The sequence below is a fragment of the Pedobacter sp. UBA5917 genome, from assembly GCF_002432345.1.
Classification (GTDB): domain Bacteria; phylum Bacteroidota; class Bacteroidia; order Sphingobacteriales; family Sphingobacteriaceae; genus Pedobacter.
In genome coordinates this window covers 13,853-31,805 of sequence record NZ_DJDT01000213.1, presented here as the reverse complement: position 1 = coordinate 31,805, position 17,953 = coordinate 13,853, and the positions used below count along the sequence as shown (strand labels likewise).

Here is a 17,953-nt window from a genome sequence, read left to right as displayed (position 1 = left end):
GCTTCGGGCAGGGAGAGATCTACCTCGACAGATTTCTCCACTGCGGTCGAAATGACGGTAACCGAAAAAGGCCCTGCATAAATGCCGGGCCTTCGATTGTTAATTTAAAGGGAGGGTAAGATCTTATTTGTTGTTTAATTTATCGGCGAGCATTTTCATATAGAAACCGCCCACTACGCTACGGGCCTTAAAGTTATCGCGGATACCGGTATTCGAATCATAAAAATCGTTTAAAGGCACTCTCGATTCTGTTTCGATGGCATGTTTATAAACAGGATGCACCAAAGCTTCGAATTCTTTTTGCGTTGGGGCAAAAGTCGCCGTCCACAAAATCCAATCGTTTTTGGTGTAAGCTTTTCTACTATCCAATGGAATACCGTACCTATTCTGTTTGGTAAGGTAATATTTGGTTTCGGTATCGTATATTTTCTGAGGGAAGAGGTTTAAGTTTAAAACTTTATCCCAAACCAGGTTGTATTTCTGGCTCCAGGTATTTTTATTATCGAAAGTTAAAGCATAATGATCGCCTGCATCGGCCATTTCGATCCATTTTGGCACCATGCTTTCGGCAATATCCCTATATTTTTTAGCTACATCATCATAACCCAATGTTTTGGCCATTTGTGCATAACAGGCAATACCTACAATTGCTTTTACCGATAAATTGGCGTTACGGGCCAGGTGACCGGCAAAATCATCAGTACATAACTGTGTTTTTGGATCCAGACCTTCTTTGGTTAAATAATCAACCCAGGTGGTTAATGTTTTCCAATGTAGTTTGGCGTAATCGGCATTTCCCTGTGCTTTGGCTATAGCGGCTGTTAAAATAATCATGTTACCCGATTCTTCAACAGGCATCGGTTCGCCATAAGTTTGTCCGTTAGCCAGTGGATAGGTACCCAAATCGTGTGCGGCCCAAGGGTGTGGATATTTACCGCTTTCGCTAAAATAGAAAATACCATTTAACATGCCCTGAAGTAGTTCGGGTTTATAAATAAGGTATAAAGGGGCAGATGGATAGGTAACATCAACGGTATTGATGAAACCACCGCTGTTGTTTTCTTTTGACAACCACAAAATTTCGCCCTGCTGGCTTTTAACCAAAGTGTGCGCGGCAATACTCTGGCGGTAACCTAAAACACAAAGATCGGCATATTCTTTACCGCCCGATTTTAAGGCATCGGCATATAAAGTTTTATTAAAAGCCTCACATTTCTGGATTACGGTTTTGTATTCGTTGGCCGCAGCAGTAAGCTGATTTTCGATGGTTTCGTTACCCGAAGTATTCCACCACGGTCTTAAATTTTTATTGAAATACTGAACAGAATAAATTTCATCATAACCCAGTTCTACATATTTTTCTACCGCAGCTTTACCCACTGCACCAAAAGGGATAACGGTATTAAGCGCCAACATTTTTCCCTGTTTTGCTGTTGAAGCTGAATTACCTTTTCTAAAAGCATCAGCAGCATCTTTTTCGGCGGTTACAAACTGGATGGCATTGCTGGTTTTTGGGGCAGCTACATAAAAGTAACCCCAATCAATACGCATATCATCACTGGCTTTTTGCAGGATCGGTTGTTCTACGGTACCGGTTTTTAATACCGATAATTTAGATGTTGCATATTTGGTTGCGGTAACTTCCTGTGTTGGACGGTAAACCGCAATATTGGAAGATGCGCTTAAATAAACCTTCACCTGGTGAGTTTTACCATCGTTGGCTTTTACCTGATAAGAAACATAAGAAACCGGGCGTGCAAACAAACCCAAATCGTTCATTAACAGCGGCGAGGTAAAGGTTAATTTCAGGTCGACCTTGCCACAGGTAAAGTTATAAATGGTTTGTGTGGCATTGATGTCAACACTTTTTTGTTTGGCAACCTGTACTTTTTCGGCGTTGTCTTTCAGCTTATCTACCAAACCAAAATCAAGGAAACGGCCACCGGCAGTATTGATCAGGTGGATGGCAATTACATTTGAGCCTGCTTTTAAAGCACTTTTATCGCTATTGCTTAAGGCAATGTACTGGAAACTGTTTGTCCAGCCTTCTTTAGTGTAAACTTTTTTACCGTTTAAATAAACTTCGATATTATCATCGTGGTTTATTTTTAAAAAAAGTTCGTTTATCGAAGCCGGGTTGGCCACATTAATGGTTCTCCTTACCCATATATCGTGCGATTTCCAAAGTGTTTTTACATTTTTTTCATCGTCGCCGATCGGTGCGGCACCCGTTTGCCAGTTATTGGCATTATAATTTTCGGCTTTCCAATCCCCCTGTGGCTCACTCTCGGTATATTTTACTTCGTAAGCTTTCTCATCAGAAGCAGGTACAATGGTTTTGTAAGTGGTGGTTTCTTTACCCAAAAAACGATAAATACCGCCATCAACATTAATCATCCCTAAAAGGGAGTGGTCTGCCCCGGTCCAGTGCTGGGTAGAAGACTCCGTTAATTTATCGGTGTTAGACCAGATACTGAAATAAGTATTGTGCGTAATTAAGGGATAAGCCGGGGCTTTCCGTTCCTGTGCTTTCAGCAAACTGCCCGCAAACATGCAGCCGAGTATGCCTAAGAATTTAAAAGTGTTGGTTTTGTTCATAATTTGTGTGTGTATGAAGTTTTGAAATTATATCCTGGTTAGATCCCACGTTAGTTAAACGTTTTACTAAAGTATAAAATATAATTTAGCTTTTATCAAAAAAGCCGAAATTAATTGTCTGTTTGACATTTAAAAAGAAACTCTAAAGAAGTCAAGTTTTAAATTTACGTTGTATTATAATTGGGGTACAAACCTGACTTCTTTAGTGATCAGTTACTTTTCTCCCAGATAGACCCTGAAATAAATTCAGGGTGACGTTACGCATTAGAAACAAGTTCAGTGTGATGAACCTGCCAAAACCTGACTTCTTTTCAAAAAAAATACATGAAGTTTTTAGGCCTCATGTATTTTTCAAATTGTGTGGAGCGAATGTTAATTTAAGGTTGTTTCTTATTAATGGTCCATTCTCCCAGCTGGAATACGCGGCTTCCCCTGTTCGACTTGATATAAAGGCGGTAGAATTTATATGCAATGTAATTATCAAAATGGAACAGCTTGGTCTGCTTTCTGCTTCCATCGTTATTTTCCCAAGGGCAAACGGTAACGGTATGCAGATCGGTATATTGGATACCATCCAGCGATCCCTGTAAAATCCAATACCTTGGGTCGCAGTCGGGCGCATCATTACCCGAAGTAAGCGTATATGCACCTACCACCTGCGGCGTTTTAAGTTCGAAAGTACACCTTTGGGTACCATCGAAACCTGCCTGCAAAAATTTGGTATTGATATCCTGATCGACAAGTTTTTTCGAACCTTCGCCTCCATTCGCCCCATCACCGTTTTCGAGGTTGACCGAAAATGTTCCGCCAACGGTTACCATATAGTTTTCGCCATATTTTGTAGGGTCGAAATTAGGGTCGACAATTTTTAGATTGATCTCTTTGGTAGCCGAATAGCCCTGTCCGTTGCGGATGGTTAAAATTACGCGGTAGGTACCCGGAAACCTGTATACATGTTTTGGCGATACCTCAACAGAAGTACTGTCATCGCCAAACTGCCATAACAGCGTTTTATAATTTTTAGGATCGGCGGTAAACTGCACTTCCTGGTATTTTGCCGGATTTGGAATAGCATAATCAAATGCCACCAATGGTTTTGGTTCTTCCACAACAGGAACCACCTCTTCGGTGCCACTTTTTTTACATTTTACCGTTAACACTACGATAAGCAGTAAAAGTGAGCACAGGCACAATAATCTTTTCATATTACTTTTCATATCTATTCATGTTTAAGGGGTTGGAAATAGCTGTGTTTTTTCGATTACACGTTTACCGTAACTGGCCGATGGTACTTCATACTCCAGGTAAGCCTGTTGTCCGCCCACATTTTCACGGTGATGTGCTTCAATTTTATATCTGATACCACGTTCCAGGAAAATTTTGGCATTTCGTTCAGGTTTATCCCATTGTGTGGTATAATCGTTAATAAGCAGTTTTCCATCAACATACAACCTCGATCCATCATCCCAACGGGTTTGATAGAAAATGTACTCACCCCTTACCGGTGCCAAAAACTCCCCGGTCCATTTGCTTGCGAAATTATCCCTGCTTAACGAAGTGCCACTGGCATTTTTAACATTATCCGGCCAGCCATCGCCCGAAAAATTGATGGATTCATCAACCCTTGTTACAAACGGCTCTCTTCCATCATCAGGATCTAACTGTGTATTGGTGTAATACCTGGCCGTAAGTCCTGTTCCTTTACCTATAATAGGCGAGTTGTTATCAAGGTTTACACTTGGATCAATCACTACAATTACTTTGCCTTTTGTAGGGTGGATAACGTGATTGGTATTATCGGTAAGGCTTAATGCAAAAGCAAATTTCTTGTTGGCCACAATATTGGCATCAAAAACCGGCCATGGTATAACCAACCGAACGGTAGCGAAACTTGCACCGGTACTAAACCTCACCAGGGTATCGAGCGTATAATCTTTTGCGTCCAGGTGGATCACATCAGCAGGAAGGATACCCCTCGAAACCAGGGTAGCAATGGTATCAATATTTTCTTTCACTTTTATGTTAAAAGCGGTAGAAGGTGCATTTTCCAGATTAACAATTAATGGAATAGTCACTCCAGCTAAACCCGGTGTATAATTGCCCTTATAAAGCACGTTATAGGTACCACCGCCCTGAAAAGTGAGGTAATGCACATCGGAAGCTTTAAGCAGCTCGTCGGTATTGATTACCACCAGGATATTGGATTTACCATTGGCAATTTTATTGCCTTTGCCCGGAGCTGCAAGTTTTAAGGCAAAAACCACTTTTTTACCCAAATAACGTTCTAATGTTGCCCTGCGCACAATGGCAATACCTTCTGCATTATCTGTTCCGTAAGCCACATTGATTACTGTTGGGTATTCTACTGCGGTTGAGGGCATTAAGATGGCATTGGTTAGACCGCCATTGTTGATGAGCTGGGTAACAGTATCGTTATTTAAAGTTAAACCTACCTGAAAAGCTTCTTCGGCCATACCGGAAAGAGAGATTTTAAAAGGCACTCTAACAAACTGGTTATCGATGGTTACGTTACCTACCACAATACCCTCGCCGGTAATGCTCCTTGTTGCAGCATCGGGCAGTTTTAAATCCTCTACCTGCGATTCTTTACAAGAATAGGCGCCAATCATGATGGCTAAACCCATTACTATTGAATATATAATTTTTTTCATTTTCGATATTTTAAATGATCCGAAATTCTTGTTATTGATCTAACCATACCCTACCATCGAGCGACCAGGTTTGCTTATTAGCAATTTTTAACCAGTTTAGCATTTGAGAAGGTATATCTGTTGTTTGGGGAACCAAAAGTGCCAGGGTACCGGTAGAAGGTGGACAGATCAGATCGTTAAAATTTTCCCACGAATATGGCCCCAAAAGATTAAAATCGTGTGCCTGTGACGAAAGATCGATCATTTTGTTGGTGTTACCATCAGTTGCCGGCCAGTAGCCCACCAGGAAATTATATGACGGGTGACTCTGATCGATAGAAGTTTCGCAGGCATATTGTTGTATTACGCCATCGGGTACCGGCAATTTAAAGAACCTGATATCGGTTACATAATAATCTGGCTCGCCATGGCCATTGCCGTTCAAAAAGCCAAGTTTAAGTGCATTTGAATTGGCTAAAGAACCTGATCCGGTGATCTCGAGCTCATTGTTGAAAACGCCGTTGGTATAGGTACGGATAAACCTCTGGTTACCGCGCTGTTCTAATTTTACCGAAAGGTTTTCCCATCTGCCCTGTACCAGATCTCCGCCCCTGCATTGGCGGTAATCGCCATCTTTGGTACCTCTCCATTCAAAATACCAATATTTGTCTTCCAGGTAAATTACCCAGCCCACACTTGGGTGCCCGCTCGACCATTCGTTACGTTTACCTAAAATGCTTGGATAAAAGAGTTTTTCCTGGTTCTTTTTAACCTTAAGTTCAATGGTCATTTTGGTGGTATCATCAATATTATAAACCGCAGCATCTTCGCCGGCAATTTCTGCCCTTACTTCGGTACCTTTCATTTTAACGGTTTTACCCAGATAGCGGTTACCTGTAAAAGGCTTTACCAATATACGCTTGGTATAGGTAGAACTGTAATAGATAATAAAGGCGTTATTAGCTGTTTTACTGAAGATGGTTTGATCATCAGCATTTGGCGGCAGGGTAAATGCACCGCCATCGCTGGAGGCGATTACCACCAACCAATCTTCGTTGATGTAATTGGCACGTTTTTTTAATGCTGTCATAATTTCGCCCACTCCGGCATCGAACTTTTCGATGGCCGATTTATAGGCTGGGAACGAATTATCGTAACCGGAGGCAATGCCTGCTTTATCTACATCGGTAAAATGGCCAACAATTACCGATGCGGTATCGGTATTAAGCTGGCTGATTACCGCAGCTTTAACCTGATCGTCGGTACTTACCAGGGTGCTGATATCGGCACCGGTGGTTAATGATTTAAATACCGTAGATGAAGTATATGCGGCAATTTTAGCATTCGGTTTTATCTCTTTGATCCTTTTAAAAATGATCGGGTAGTTCTGCAGGTTGTTATTTGTTAAATTATCGTCGTTTACCAGGTGTTTTTCTTTTTTTACACCGGTAAGCATACTGGCCCAGTTGCTGGCATTCTGCGTAGCCTCGGGCTGATTTAAGGCCACCCAGCTATAAATAGAGTGCGGCAATAAATCGTTGATATTGGGGATATTTGCGGTAGATACCGACTGGCCCCTTGCACCATCAACAATGAGGTACAAAACCTTGCGGCTTCCGTACCTTACCTTTGTGGTATCGGTACCATCTTTTGCGCCCAGTGTTCTATCGAAATCTTTATTACAGGAAAATATGGCCGTGGTAAGTATTGTGGCGATTACGCCCACCAATAACTTGTATTTTTTCATCATGCTCATCTTAATTTATCTTTGGTTAGGCTTATTCAATGGTTACTCTCATAATGTTATAAAACGGCTGGTTATCGAAACGGCTAAAGCCACCGATCAGCAATAAAGCTTTTTTGCCATCGGCAGATTTTGTTTCAATAATATCGGATAAACCACCTGAGAACGGACCTGTTGCATTATAGCCAGGGGCCAGTAAACCTGCAGAGTTAAGTACCATAAAACCGTTACGGGTTACATTATTATATTTTCTGAAATAACCGCTAACCACAATCAACCCGTTAGAGAGCTGCTTGGCAAAATCAGGATAACCACCTTCGAATGTTTTGGCACTGAATGATTCGTCGAGACTTCCATCTTCATTAAGCAGTGCTACACCGTTAGCGGGCTTGCCATTATATTTGGTAAAAGCCCCTGTAATGAGGTATTTTCTGGTGGTAGTATTATAAGTTAACGAACCAACATAGTTATCGGCTCCGGTACCAGGGTTAAAAGATGGATCCAATGTTCCGTTTGCGGTTAAACGCAAAATGCGTACAGCAGGCTGGTCATCGAAAGTACTGAAGTTACCAAAAACCATCAGTTTTTCGAAATTAGGGGCATCGGTATGCATGTAGGTACCAATAGGCCCGTTTGCGCTTACATTACCTTTATTGGTTGAGGTATTAAAACGATAGGTTTTATCCAATGATCCATCTAAGTTAAACCTTAAAATCTGGCGGATATCGGTACTGTCCAAAATCACGGTATCCCTGGTAAAATCGTAATTGTCTTTATCGTAGGTACGTTTAACATAATACCTAAAATCGCCGGTTGCCAATATTTTTCCCTGATGTGGATATATACGGCTGATGTAACCATTTGTACCTCCGTTAAATCTCGGGAACCATTTTTGGGTAACGGTATCGGTTATGGTAGGTTTTCTTTTAGTCTGGATTTTAATCGTATCAATTGCCCCGTTATTAAACAGGGTGGTGATGTTGCTGATGTTTTCGGTACGCTGGTTATAACCGCTAAAACCGCCTGCTATAACGAAACGCCCGCCAACTTCGATTACCCTTGATAATGATCCGTTGGCGCCCCTACCGGTTCTGAAGGTACGGTCGTAATCGCCATCCAACGAGGTTCTGGCAATCCTGTTGATCGGTGTTACCAAACCTTTGTTATCGTAGTTGTTAAAACTGCCGATTACCAAAGCTCTGCCATCGTTCATTTCGTAAAACTGACTTACATAACCGTTTGCACCAGCGGTTGCTTTCCAGGTAACATCGTTTTTAATCAGTCCGGTAACGGTAAACTGTGGTCCCAATATCAACTGATCGCCAATAGCGATAGAAGTGATACCGGTACTACCTGCATCGGGCACCTTAACGGTAATTTCGGTTGCGGTAACACTTACCACCTGTGCTTTTTCGCCATTGAACATAAAGCTAAGCTGATCTTTATAAGGCAGCAGCCCTGTTGCTTTTACGGTAACCGTGGTACCCACAATACCCTCGGCAGGTGTTGGCGGTGCGGTTTGACTAATGGTTATTCCCAACGGTGCTTTCCCATCACCGTAAGGATCTGCGCCCAAATCTTCCTGCTTTTTACAGCCCACAATGGTGAAGCCAATTAGGAAAAATAAGCTTAGAATATATTTGATTCTTTTCATGATTTAATTCTTTTCTGATAAAACCTAATTACTTCCACTTGGCCTTAAGCCACTGATGTATACATCGTTATAAAACTCGTACTGATCAAAACCAAGATATGCGCCGGTGTAGCTTAAGGTGTGTACCACACCATTTGTTGGTTTTATATCGGATGATGCAACGGGCACTGTTGTCCAGCTATCGTTCGGTTTCGAAATATCGGGTATAAAAGAAAACATTAACTGTCTGTATCCGATATATTTAACGCCATTGGCATCGTTAAAATTGACACCGATATTGGCCACACTGTTGTTGTAATCATAGTATAGAGCACCTGGATAAATACTCCGGAGGCCAAGGTCGATCTGCGGATAATCCTTTAACCGGTTACTGCCCTTAAACATATAGCGCTGCAGGTATTTTTTCCAGATTGCAGGCGGAATCTGATCCAGGGTTTTAAGGGTATCTTTTCCGGAATAGAATAAATAATTGTTCAACCCTGCTGTATTAACCGTACCTATGGTCCTTTTGATCACATCATCATCAAAGGCGAAAAAAGTAAAATCCTCACTGCTGAACTGTTGTTCCATACCGGCCAGTTTTACAATCTGCGCCACGGTATCGAAAGGAACTTTTTTATCCTGCAGGTACTTTAGCATGCTTCCCGGATAATCGGGGTTTGCCTTACCGCCATCTACATAATATTCGTCACGTTTACAGGCATTAAGCAAGAGTAAAAGTGCTGCACATATCATTATTAGCTTTTTCATATCTTTTTAATCTTATAAATTAATTACCACCATTAACCCAATATTCGTTAAGCACCATATATGGATTATTGTTCAACGCATTAGAACTGATGGGCCATGTCCATGCGCCACGGTTAAATTTATCGGCGGTAAGTACATTGTACGTCCACTGGTTACTTAAAATTCTTTTGGTACGTACCAGATCGAAATAGTGATGTCCCTCGCCAATTAATTCTCTTGAACGTTCGTAAAAGATAAAATCTTTAAGGTTTCCGTTAGATGCGGTATAGGATGAAGCACCTGCGCGTTTTCTCACCATATTTACCAGTTCGGCCGCCCTGCCGTCCCTATCGATATTGGCCATTGCTTCTGCTGCCAAAAGGATTTCGCCCCCGTACCTGAAAATCATAAAGGTATTATCCGGATTGGCGTCTTCTTCTCCGGTTGAGAATGAGTTCTGGGCAAATTTCAACATCATAAATTTTCCATTATCGGCAAAAATATCTTCGTTAAACCAGCTCGTAATCCTTCTGTCGCTACCATCCTGAAAGATTTTCTGCATGTACTCGCCCCTGTAATAAGCAAAACTTACACGGTGGGTATATTCGGGACGTTTATAAGGATAGTGCAGAAACATATCGGCTACTGGTGCAATGTTGGCATTGGCATCGCCGTAGTTGATACTGCGGTAAAATTCGAACAAACTCTCGTCCGATCTTCCTTTTACCACTGTTGCCCACTCGGTTATGGGCAATAACCTAAAAGCGTTGCTCGCAATCAGTTCCTCGCCCAGATCGGCAGTTTCCTCATAATATTTACGGGCATTAGCGGGATCGAAACCTGCATTCCACATGTTCATTTCCATCATTAAGGCAACAATACTTCCCCTACCGGCCCTTACGCCTTTCAATGATGGATCGGTATAGGTCCAGGCAATAGCACTTTTATAAGTTTTAAGATCGGCGATACATTTGTTCAGCACGGATACAAAATTTTCTCTTGGTAATGCCGAAGAGTGGAATGGATCGGTATAGTAAACCACATTGCCATACAGGCGCACCATGATAAAATAACACAGTGAGCGGATAAACGCAGCCTCGGCCTTGAAAGAGTTTTTCTCTGCTTCGGAAACGCCGGGAATGCCTTCATCCAATTTTGCAATTAAAATATTTGCACCCTGAATGGCCTGATAATAGCCTGTCCAATCGGTTATCCTATAAAAATTGTAGAAATCCCATGGCCTTCCGCCCGATATCAGGTTTAAAATGTTGTTTTTACCCAAAATCTCCACAAACTCGCGGGCCGGGGCCAAATCAGACTGGCTTTCGTAAAGTACTTCGCCCGAGCGGTACTCGCCGGTTGCACCGATAAAGTGTGTTTCGTTGTACTTGTTAAAAACAACCCTCGATAAATTATAGATATTGGCCACAACATCTTCTTTGGATTGGAAGAAGTTATTTCCGGTTAATTTATCCAGCGGCTGTACATCCAGGAACTTTTTACATGCAGGCAAGCAGAATGTTGCTGCTATAATGATCGTGTAAATGATAACTTTTTTCATGATTTATTAATTAATTGCCTGTATTAAGTTCGAGGTTAAGCCCAATGTTATAGGTACGCGGAACAGGGTAACCTGTCGAAATATCGCGACCTAAAGAGGTTACGTTCTCAGGGTTTGGCCCACTGTATTTAGAAAAGGTAACCAGGTTGTTGGTAGAGGCATAAATTCTTAACTGGTTAAGGCCCCACCTGCTGATCAGTTTTTTATTGAACATGTATGAAATGGTTACGTTACTGATTTTAAAATAACTGCCGTTTTCCTGCCAAAGGGTTTGGTCGGCACGTAAAGGCTGTATCTGATCGAAACGTTTATAATCATATGGGTAAGGGTATTTCGCTACATCGCCAGGTCCTCTCCAGATATTCAGATCATTTAAAGGCACTACTGATTTCTGCGAGAAGGGATCGCGCATAATGGCAATCCTATCGGCGAGGGCGTTGTTCAAGATCGTTCTATCAGCGGTATAGGTAGCATACACATTTAAGCCCCAGTTTTTATACCTGATATTGGTTGATACACCACCCGTTACCAATGGCTGCGAGTTACCGGTAACTTCATAATCGCGGCCATCTAAAATATAATCGCCGTTAACATCTTTCATAATCGGATCGCCACCAAGGAAAAACTGACCGTTGCTCTGGTATCTTTTTCCGGTAACGGGATCTACAGGTACATCGGCATCGGTGCGGTAAACCCCCTGGTTAATCCTCAAATAGTTGGATAGGGTGTTTCTGCCTACGCGGAAAACATTGTGCTGTAAATAACCCGAATTATCGAACCTGATATACTGCCCGTTGTACTCGGCAGGTAATTTCAATAGCACATCGCGGTTTAAAGCACCGTTTACCGATACGGATATATCAAGATCTTTGGTAACTACCGGCCTAACGGTAAGCATTAACTCGGTACCGTAGTTGGCAATCCCCAAATCGTTACTGGCCAGTTTATTAAAACCTGTTGTGTTTGATAAAAACCTATCGAAAAGCAGGTTATCAACCTTTTTAAAGTAAGTATCGAAGTTTACAGAGATCCTATCGTTAAAGAAACCCAAATCAAAACCTAAGTTATACTGTGTGGTTGTGGTTGGTTTTAAATTTGGATTTGGAACCAGGTCGAAATCGATACCGATGGTTGGGTTGTTGTTAAAATTACCATTCAGGTTATAAATACCGTAAATACTCTGCAGGTTTCCGGTAGGTACAATATTCTGTCCCCAGGTTAACCTCAAACTACCGTACGATAGCCATTTTTTATCAACCAACCAGTTTTCTTTATTAAAGTTCCACCTTAAACCGATTGATGGGTTTTTAGAGTATGGGTTTTCCAAACCGCTCGAAGAGGTTCCATCCAAACGGTAAGAGAACTCTGCAACATATTTTTTATCGTAATCGTAAGATAATGAACCTGCGAACGATGCAATGGTTGCATTTCTGTAATTGCTCAATACACCACCGCCCCTCGAGTTATAATCATCGTAACCTATCGGCCCCTGTAACTGGTCGTTAGGGATCCTTTCCTGGCGGGTAATGCCGGCCTGTGCACCCTGTTTATAAATCTCGTTAAAGGTGTTGATGAAAACATTATGTTTTTCGCCAAACGTTTTTGCGTAGGTAATACCGTTACGGTTATACAATTGGAAATTCCGGCCTACATAATCGTAAAGTTTGGCGTATTGACCATTTGCTGCCGCCGGCGTAAAAGTTGATTCGGTATCGGAAGTATAATCGTAACTCAAAGTTGACGATACCGCCAAACCCGGGATAAATTCGTAACGGGCCTCAACATTGGTCCTTAAGTTTCTGGAGTTGTTATCATTCAATGTCTGAAGTGCCGAAAGCACGCCCCCGGTTGCCTGATAGAAAGATGGTGGCGGCAGTAAGGTAGAAGCCTGGCCATTTTGTGCTACGCCCGATTGCAATAGCCCCACACCGTTACCCTTATTCTGTTTACCTACCGAACCATTGATGAAACCGAAAAACCTAAATTTATCATTCGGTTTAAACTCCATGTTCATGTTCAGGTTGTAACGGTCGTAACCCGTATTTTTAATTACCCCTTTTTCGGTATAGTAACCCAAATTGGCTTTGTAGTTAAATTTAGGATCACCACCATCAAGGGCCAGGTTATGACTCTGGTTATAGGTAGTTTGGAAGAACACATCCTGCCAATCGGTAGAATTGTTGTAATAAGCATTTAAGCTATCAGCAAGGAAAGGTGTATTCGAAATGGCCCTGATATCGTTCACATTTGTAGCATTAAGGATAATCTGTTGGATTTTTAATGATCTTTCAGAATTACCGCCCAAAGTTTCGCGCAGTTTAGGTGGCGCATTAACGAAAGCATTGGTTACATACCTAATGCGCGGTACTTTAGAGTTACCCCTTTTGGTGGTAATGATGATTACACCATAAGCACCTCTCGAACCGTACATGGAAGTAGCCTGCGCATCTTTAAGGATCTGGATATTTTCGATATCTTCCTGTGGGATCAGCGAAAGCGGACTTACACCCGGGCCCTGCGTTTGGAAACCGAATTCTGCAGCTTTATCGGCATCAAGTGGTACACCATCAATAATGTACAAAGGCGATGTTGGCTGTAAAAACGACTCGTTACCACTGCCCGAAATACTTAAGCTTGATAAACCACGTACCTGTACCGAACCCCTAAAACCCGGTGCACCGGTATTGTTCTGGATATTTAAACCCGGTACCTTACCCTGTAAAAGCTGCTCTACGTTTGATACCGGAATATCCTGAACATCTTTTGCCTGGATAAGTACCGAAGAACCTGTTGTGGTTTCTTTGCTCCTTTTCTGGTAGGCTACAATAATTACATCATCCAGGTCTTTTTTATCTTCGGTAATGGTTACTGTGATAGTGGTAGCACCTGTAATTTTTGTGCGCTGGGTATTAAAACCCAAAAATTTAAACAATAGGTTTCCGCCAATGGGTACGTTAACCGAAAACTGGCCTTTGCCATTGGTTTGGGTGAGGCCTTTGTTGGTTTCCTCTAAGATTACCGAAACCCCCGGAACGCCCTGTTTGGTTTCTTTATCTACAACAGTACCATTCACAATAATGTATTTTTGTTGCGAATAAGCACTTGTGCCACAGATTATGCATATCATGAGCAATGCATAAAAAAGTATATTTCTTTTCATAATATTAGCGTTATATGTTGCCTATTCGCTGGCGAACTTTGGATTTTCTGTTTTAAAATGAAATACGATTTCCCAGTCGCCTGCCTTGTAAATAGCGAAATCGATACCGAAGTTGGCAACGGTACGCCCGCCACCGAACGAGCCGCGCGAATAGCTTAACTCTGCCTTTGCCCTCGAACCTCCCGTTGCATAAGAGGTAGATATTTCTACCAGAGGTATAGGGTAAGCCACATCATACTGTACGTATTTATCAGTTTTTTGCATGTTAAAGCCATGTATCATCTTATCCCATTTGGTTTCGTTAAAGAAAGCAGGGTTAATTTCTACCGAATCTTTATTCAATGCCTTAATCCTTAGCGAATGACCATTACCGCCAGTAAACGGACGGATGTAAACCACCACATCTTTTTTATCGTTGTTGCTTTCGAGGCCTTTATTCGAAACAGCACCGATTACATTGATGAGATAAGGACGGATATAATCCCTCAATTTCTTGTCTAACGGAAATTTAGGATCAGGTGCAGGCAAACCTGTATAAGCATTAAAATCGTTAGATGGCTCGTAAGGGCGCTCGCGAAAAGGCCTGATCTGGAAATCCTTGATCAACCGCTCGCCACCTGTATTTTTAACCTTGATATCGAAAAAACGGGTATCCTGGCTAAAGTTGGTACTATCGGTTGGGCGCGGTGTAATTAACTGGTTGGTAGAAGATGCCCACAAAATAAACTGACCTGATGAACGGATCTCGAACAGCTGGTGCTCTTCTATTTTTCTTTTTGCCTCTATCTCTGCCAAACTTGTTTCCAGGCCGGTGTAAGGCGCAGTCCAAACATAAGTTGGTGCTTTCTGGAAAATATCGCTTACCGGCCTTCCATCGCCATACCTCGCATTTACGATTTCGAAAGTAATGGGTGCGGTTGAATTGTCGCTGTTAAAACCACCTATCAGGTTATTTCTACCGATAATAGGTTCCAGTATTTTATTGCTGAAATTTACATTGTTACTTAAGTAATCTTTTTCATCAGGCAGGTTGTACAATTTTTTACATCCGCCTAAAACAACCAGCCCAAAGGCCATAAGTAGAAGTTCTTTTTTTATGATTGATTTCATAAGTTTTTCTAATTTATTTTTTCCGTACTCCATCACCTATTTCGATTTATTGATTGTCCATTCTGCCAGTTGGAACACGCCGCCACTTCTTAACTCAGTAATATTGATGCGGTAGTATTGATATGCCACTGTATTGGTACACCTGAAAACTTTTTGCTGATAACGCTCTTCAAAGAAGAAGTTGTTTACCCTGTGCAGCTCAGTCCAGTTTTGACCATCCTGCGAACCTTCGTATGTCCAGGCCTTCGGATCCCTTTCAACAGCATCGTTGGCCGATGTTAAAGTATATACCGACGAAACTTCGGGTGTTTTAAGCTTAAATGTCATCGTTAAAAATCCGTTCAGATCACATAAAAACTTGGTGTGGTCATCTCCATCTATTACTTTTTTGGAGTTTTCGCCACTGGTTGGTCCACCACCGTTTTCGCGGTTGGTAGAGAATGTACCGCCTACAGTAACCATTAAATTTGGTGGAGGTGGTACAAAGGTTAACCTGGTAACAAAGCCATCGAAACCGAAAGTATGATCGGGACTGATTACATGCACAATTCCATTTTTGGTTCTGATATTGTTAGAAGCCGTGGTACTTGTAGACCAGTTTCTGATAAACTTGCTTTTTTTGGTATTGCTGAATTCGATAATCTCCGGTCCGGCACCTACCTCGCCCGATGCCGAGCCCTTGGTCGATTTTGCATGCATCGGATAAGCCACTTTTACACTGGTAAGGTTTAAACCATCCTGCAGTTTTAACGAATCGGTAGGTTTTACCCCTCTGATAATGTAATAAGAAACCATGGTATCCAATTGTACGCCATCAATATTGGAGAGGAACAATGGATCTTTATCTGATTGCTTACGCAAACTGTTTAAATTTCTTAACGCCAACTGAAAGCTGGGATTGGTAACGGCAAACAGGGTTACGTTGCTATCGGTAAGTGTTTTTTTCAATCCCATCCTATCAACTGCAACCAATAGCGAATCGAAAACGCCGGGTTTACTTTTTAAATATTCGTATGTGTTTCCCGAAAATGGCACTGCCTCATCAGCAGCATCGTAATAACCTCCGTTCTTTTTACAGGCCGAATACACCAGGGCGAGCAATAAAAGCATGGTTACTGCTCCCAAATATTTTACAAACTTTTTCATCTGTTATTCTTGTATTTTATGGTGATGAAGCCGCCGCGAACGATAAGCCGCGATGGTTTCATATCTGTTATTTATCGCCAGTAAGGATTTTGGGTAAGTAAATTATTCTGCAATAAGAGCTTACGCGATATTGGCCAATAAATACCGCCCGAGTTGATCAGGTTCATAAATTTGGCATCGTTCTGTCTGATCTTATTGTAGCGGATCATATCGTACCACCTTTGGCCCTCTCCCATTAATTCGCGGTGGCGCTCTTCGAAAATGATCTTTAATACATCCAGATTTTCAGGTTTTTCGTAAGGCGAAGGCGTATCGGCTGTAACCCTTCTGGTAATTACATTGTTTAGCTCGTTCAAAGCTCCGGCCTGATCGCCAAGTACCGATAATGCCTCTGCACGCAGCAATACAATATCTTCTAAACGGGTAAAAATCAATGCACTGGTAAAATACCTGAAATTCGGATCGGTACCGCCACCCTGGATAACCTTGATTTTACTGAAAATAGGATACTTGCCATTTAAATTGGTGAAATACCTGTCGAATTTAGATTGACCCAGGGTATCGATCATAAACCTTTCGTCTTTCGGCATATTGAAATACTTCAGGATCGAATCCTTTGGAAGATAGATATCAGGGATGGCTTTCGTTGTAATCGGCTCGGCCAAAGTCAACTCTTCGATATGGCCGGTTGATGAACCATCGATATGACCATAATCGGAGTTAAAGCCAAACATCTGTCTGAAGTTTTTATTGTAGAAAAAACCGTTCGAATTACTTAAATCAGTTACCGAGGTATAACCTCCACCGGTTCTGCCGTAGTTATCTTCTACAAACTTGGCATATTTTGCCACGTTAGAGTAATCTGCTGTCCAGGCAGCAACATGCGCCAAAACAGCGTAAGCGGTAACTTTAGTGGCCAATGCACCTCCCCAACGGGTTCTGTCCTCATTGTAATAGTTGCTTGGCTGTTGTACATCACCACCGCTGTAAATGTAAGGGAGATCGAGCGAAGCCTTTAACATTTCAGATTCAACCCATGCCAAAATCTTGGCCTGACTTTCTCTCGGTTTATTTTCAAATACGCCTTCGTTAGAAGAAATAATGAATGGCACATCGCCCCAGATACGCACCATGTAGAAATAGGCAAAAGCCCTTAAAAACCTGGCTTGGGCAATATCTACCGTCATGTTGTTATCCGAGTAACGTTTATCGGTAGCTTTAACATGGGCAACATTTTCGAGAAAAACATTGGCACCGTTTACAATGGCATAAAACCTGGTCCAGTCTGAAAGCGACTCTACCACAGGATATGACGCGTTTAAATTATTGCTGATCACCGCTTTTAAATCCTGTCTTTTCGGACTCGTAAACTCACCTGTTCTTACATCGCCATAAATCCAGTGACCGTTGTTATCAGATAAGGCCGAACGGGTAAGGGCATAAACCCCCATAATACCTGCACGTGCATCCTCTACCGTATTCCACATATTTTTTTCGCCCACAACGCGGGTAGAATCTGTTTCCAAAGCTTTATTACAGCCGGATAAAACAATTACTGAAAGCAGAAACGAGTAAACTATATTCTTCATCATTGTTGATG

The 17,953-nt window shown here is 41.9% G+C and carries 11 protein-coding genes; all 11 read right to left on the bottom strand.

Annotated elements, in window-relative coordinates:
• Positions 1–123 precede the first annotated feature (123 nt).
• Entirely contained in the window at positions 124–2,598 is a 2,475-nt protein-coding gene (locus B2V92_RS14385) for a glutaminase family protein (RefSeq protein WP_293309301.1), read from the bottom strand.
• 377 nt (positions 2,599–2,975) lie between these two features.
• A complete protein-coding gene (locus B2V92_RS14380) occupies positions 2,976–3,815 on the bottom strand; it encodes a PKD domain-containing protein (RefSeq protein WP_293309300.1) in 840 nt (279 codons plus the stop codon).
• Positions 3,816–3,827: 12 nt separating this feature from the next.
• Positions 3,828–5,270 carry a PA14 domain-containing protein gene (locus tag B2V92_RS14375; RefSeq protein WP_293309299.1) on the bottom strand — a complete coding sequence of 481 codons (1,443 nt, stop codon included), beginning with the start codon at positions 5,268–5,270 and terminating at the stop codon, positions 3,828–3,830.
• Positions 5,271–5,301: 31 nt separating this feature from the next.
• Positions 5,302–6,999, bottom strand: coding sequence for an alkaline phosphatase family protein (locus tag B2V92_RS14370; RefSeq protein ID WP_293309298.1), 1,698 nt, complete (start codon positions 6,997–6,999; stop codon positions 5,302–5,304).
• Between the two features lie 28 nt (positions 7,000–7,027).
• Positions 7,028–8,647 (bottom strand): DUF5008 domain-containing protein, encoded by a 1,620-nt coding sequence (locus B2V92_RS14365; RefSeq protein WP_293309297.1) that lies wholly within the window; start codon positions 8,645–8,647, stop codon positions 7,028–7,030.
• Between the two features lie 24 nt (positions 8,648–8,671).
• Complete coding sequence (locus B2V92_RS14360) at positions 8,672–9,397, bottom strand: hypothetical protein (RefSeq protein WP_293309296.1); 726 nt, start codon at positions 9,395–9,397, stop codon at positions 8,672–8,674.
• A 19-nt stretch (positions 9,398–9,416) separates the two neighbouring features.
• On the bottom strand, positions 9,417–10,937 hold the full coding sequence (locus B2V92_RS14355; protein WP_293309295.1) for a RagB/SusD family nutrient uptake outer membrane protein: 1,521 nt from the start codon (positions 10,935–10,937) through the stop codon (positions 9,417–9,419).
• 10 nt (positions 10,938–10,947) lie between these two features.
• The gene (locus B2V92_RS14350; protein ID WP_293309294.1) at positions 10,948–14,097 is read right to left on the bottom strand and encodes a SusC/RagA family TonB-linked outer membrane protein; all 3,150 of its coding nucleotides are present in this window, start codon (positions 14,095–14,097) and stop codon (positions 10,948–10,950) included.
• Between the two features lie 21 nt (positions 14,098–14,118).
• Positions 14,119–15,207: a DUF5007 domain-containing protein gene (locus B2V92_RS14345; RefSeq protein WP_293309293.1), complete on the bottom strand. Its 1,089-nt coding sequence runs from the start codon at positions 15,205–15,207 to the stop codon at positions 14,119–14,121.
• A gap of 36 nt (positions 15,208–15,243) precedes the next feature.
• Positions 15,244–16,353 carry a fasciclin domain-containing protein gene (locus tag B2V92_RS14340; protein ID WP_293309292.1) on the bottom strand — a complete coding sequence of 370 codons (1,110 nt, stop codon included), beginning with the start codon at positions 16,351–16,353 and terminating at the stop codon, positions 15,244–15,246.
• 71 nt (positions 16,354–16,424) lie between these two features.
• On the bottom strand, positions 16,425–17,945 hold the full coding sequence (locus B2V92_RS14335; protein ID WP_293309291.1) for a RagB/SusD family nutrient uptake outer membrane protein: 1,521 nt from the start codon (positions 17,943–17,945) through the stop codon (positions 16,425–16,427).
• Positions 17,946–17,953: the final 8 nt, after the last annotated feature.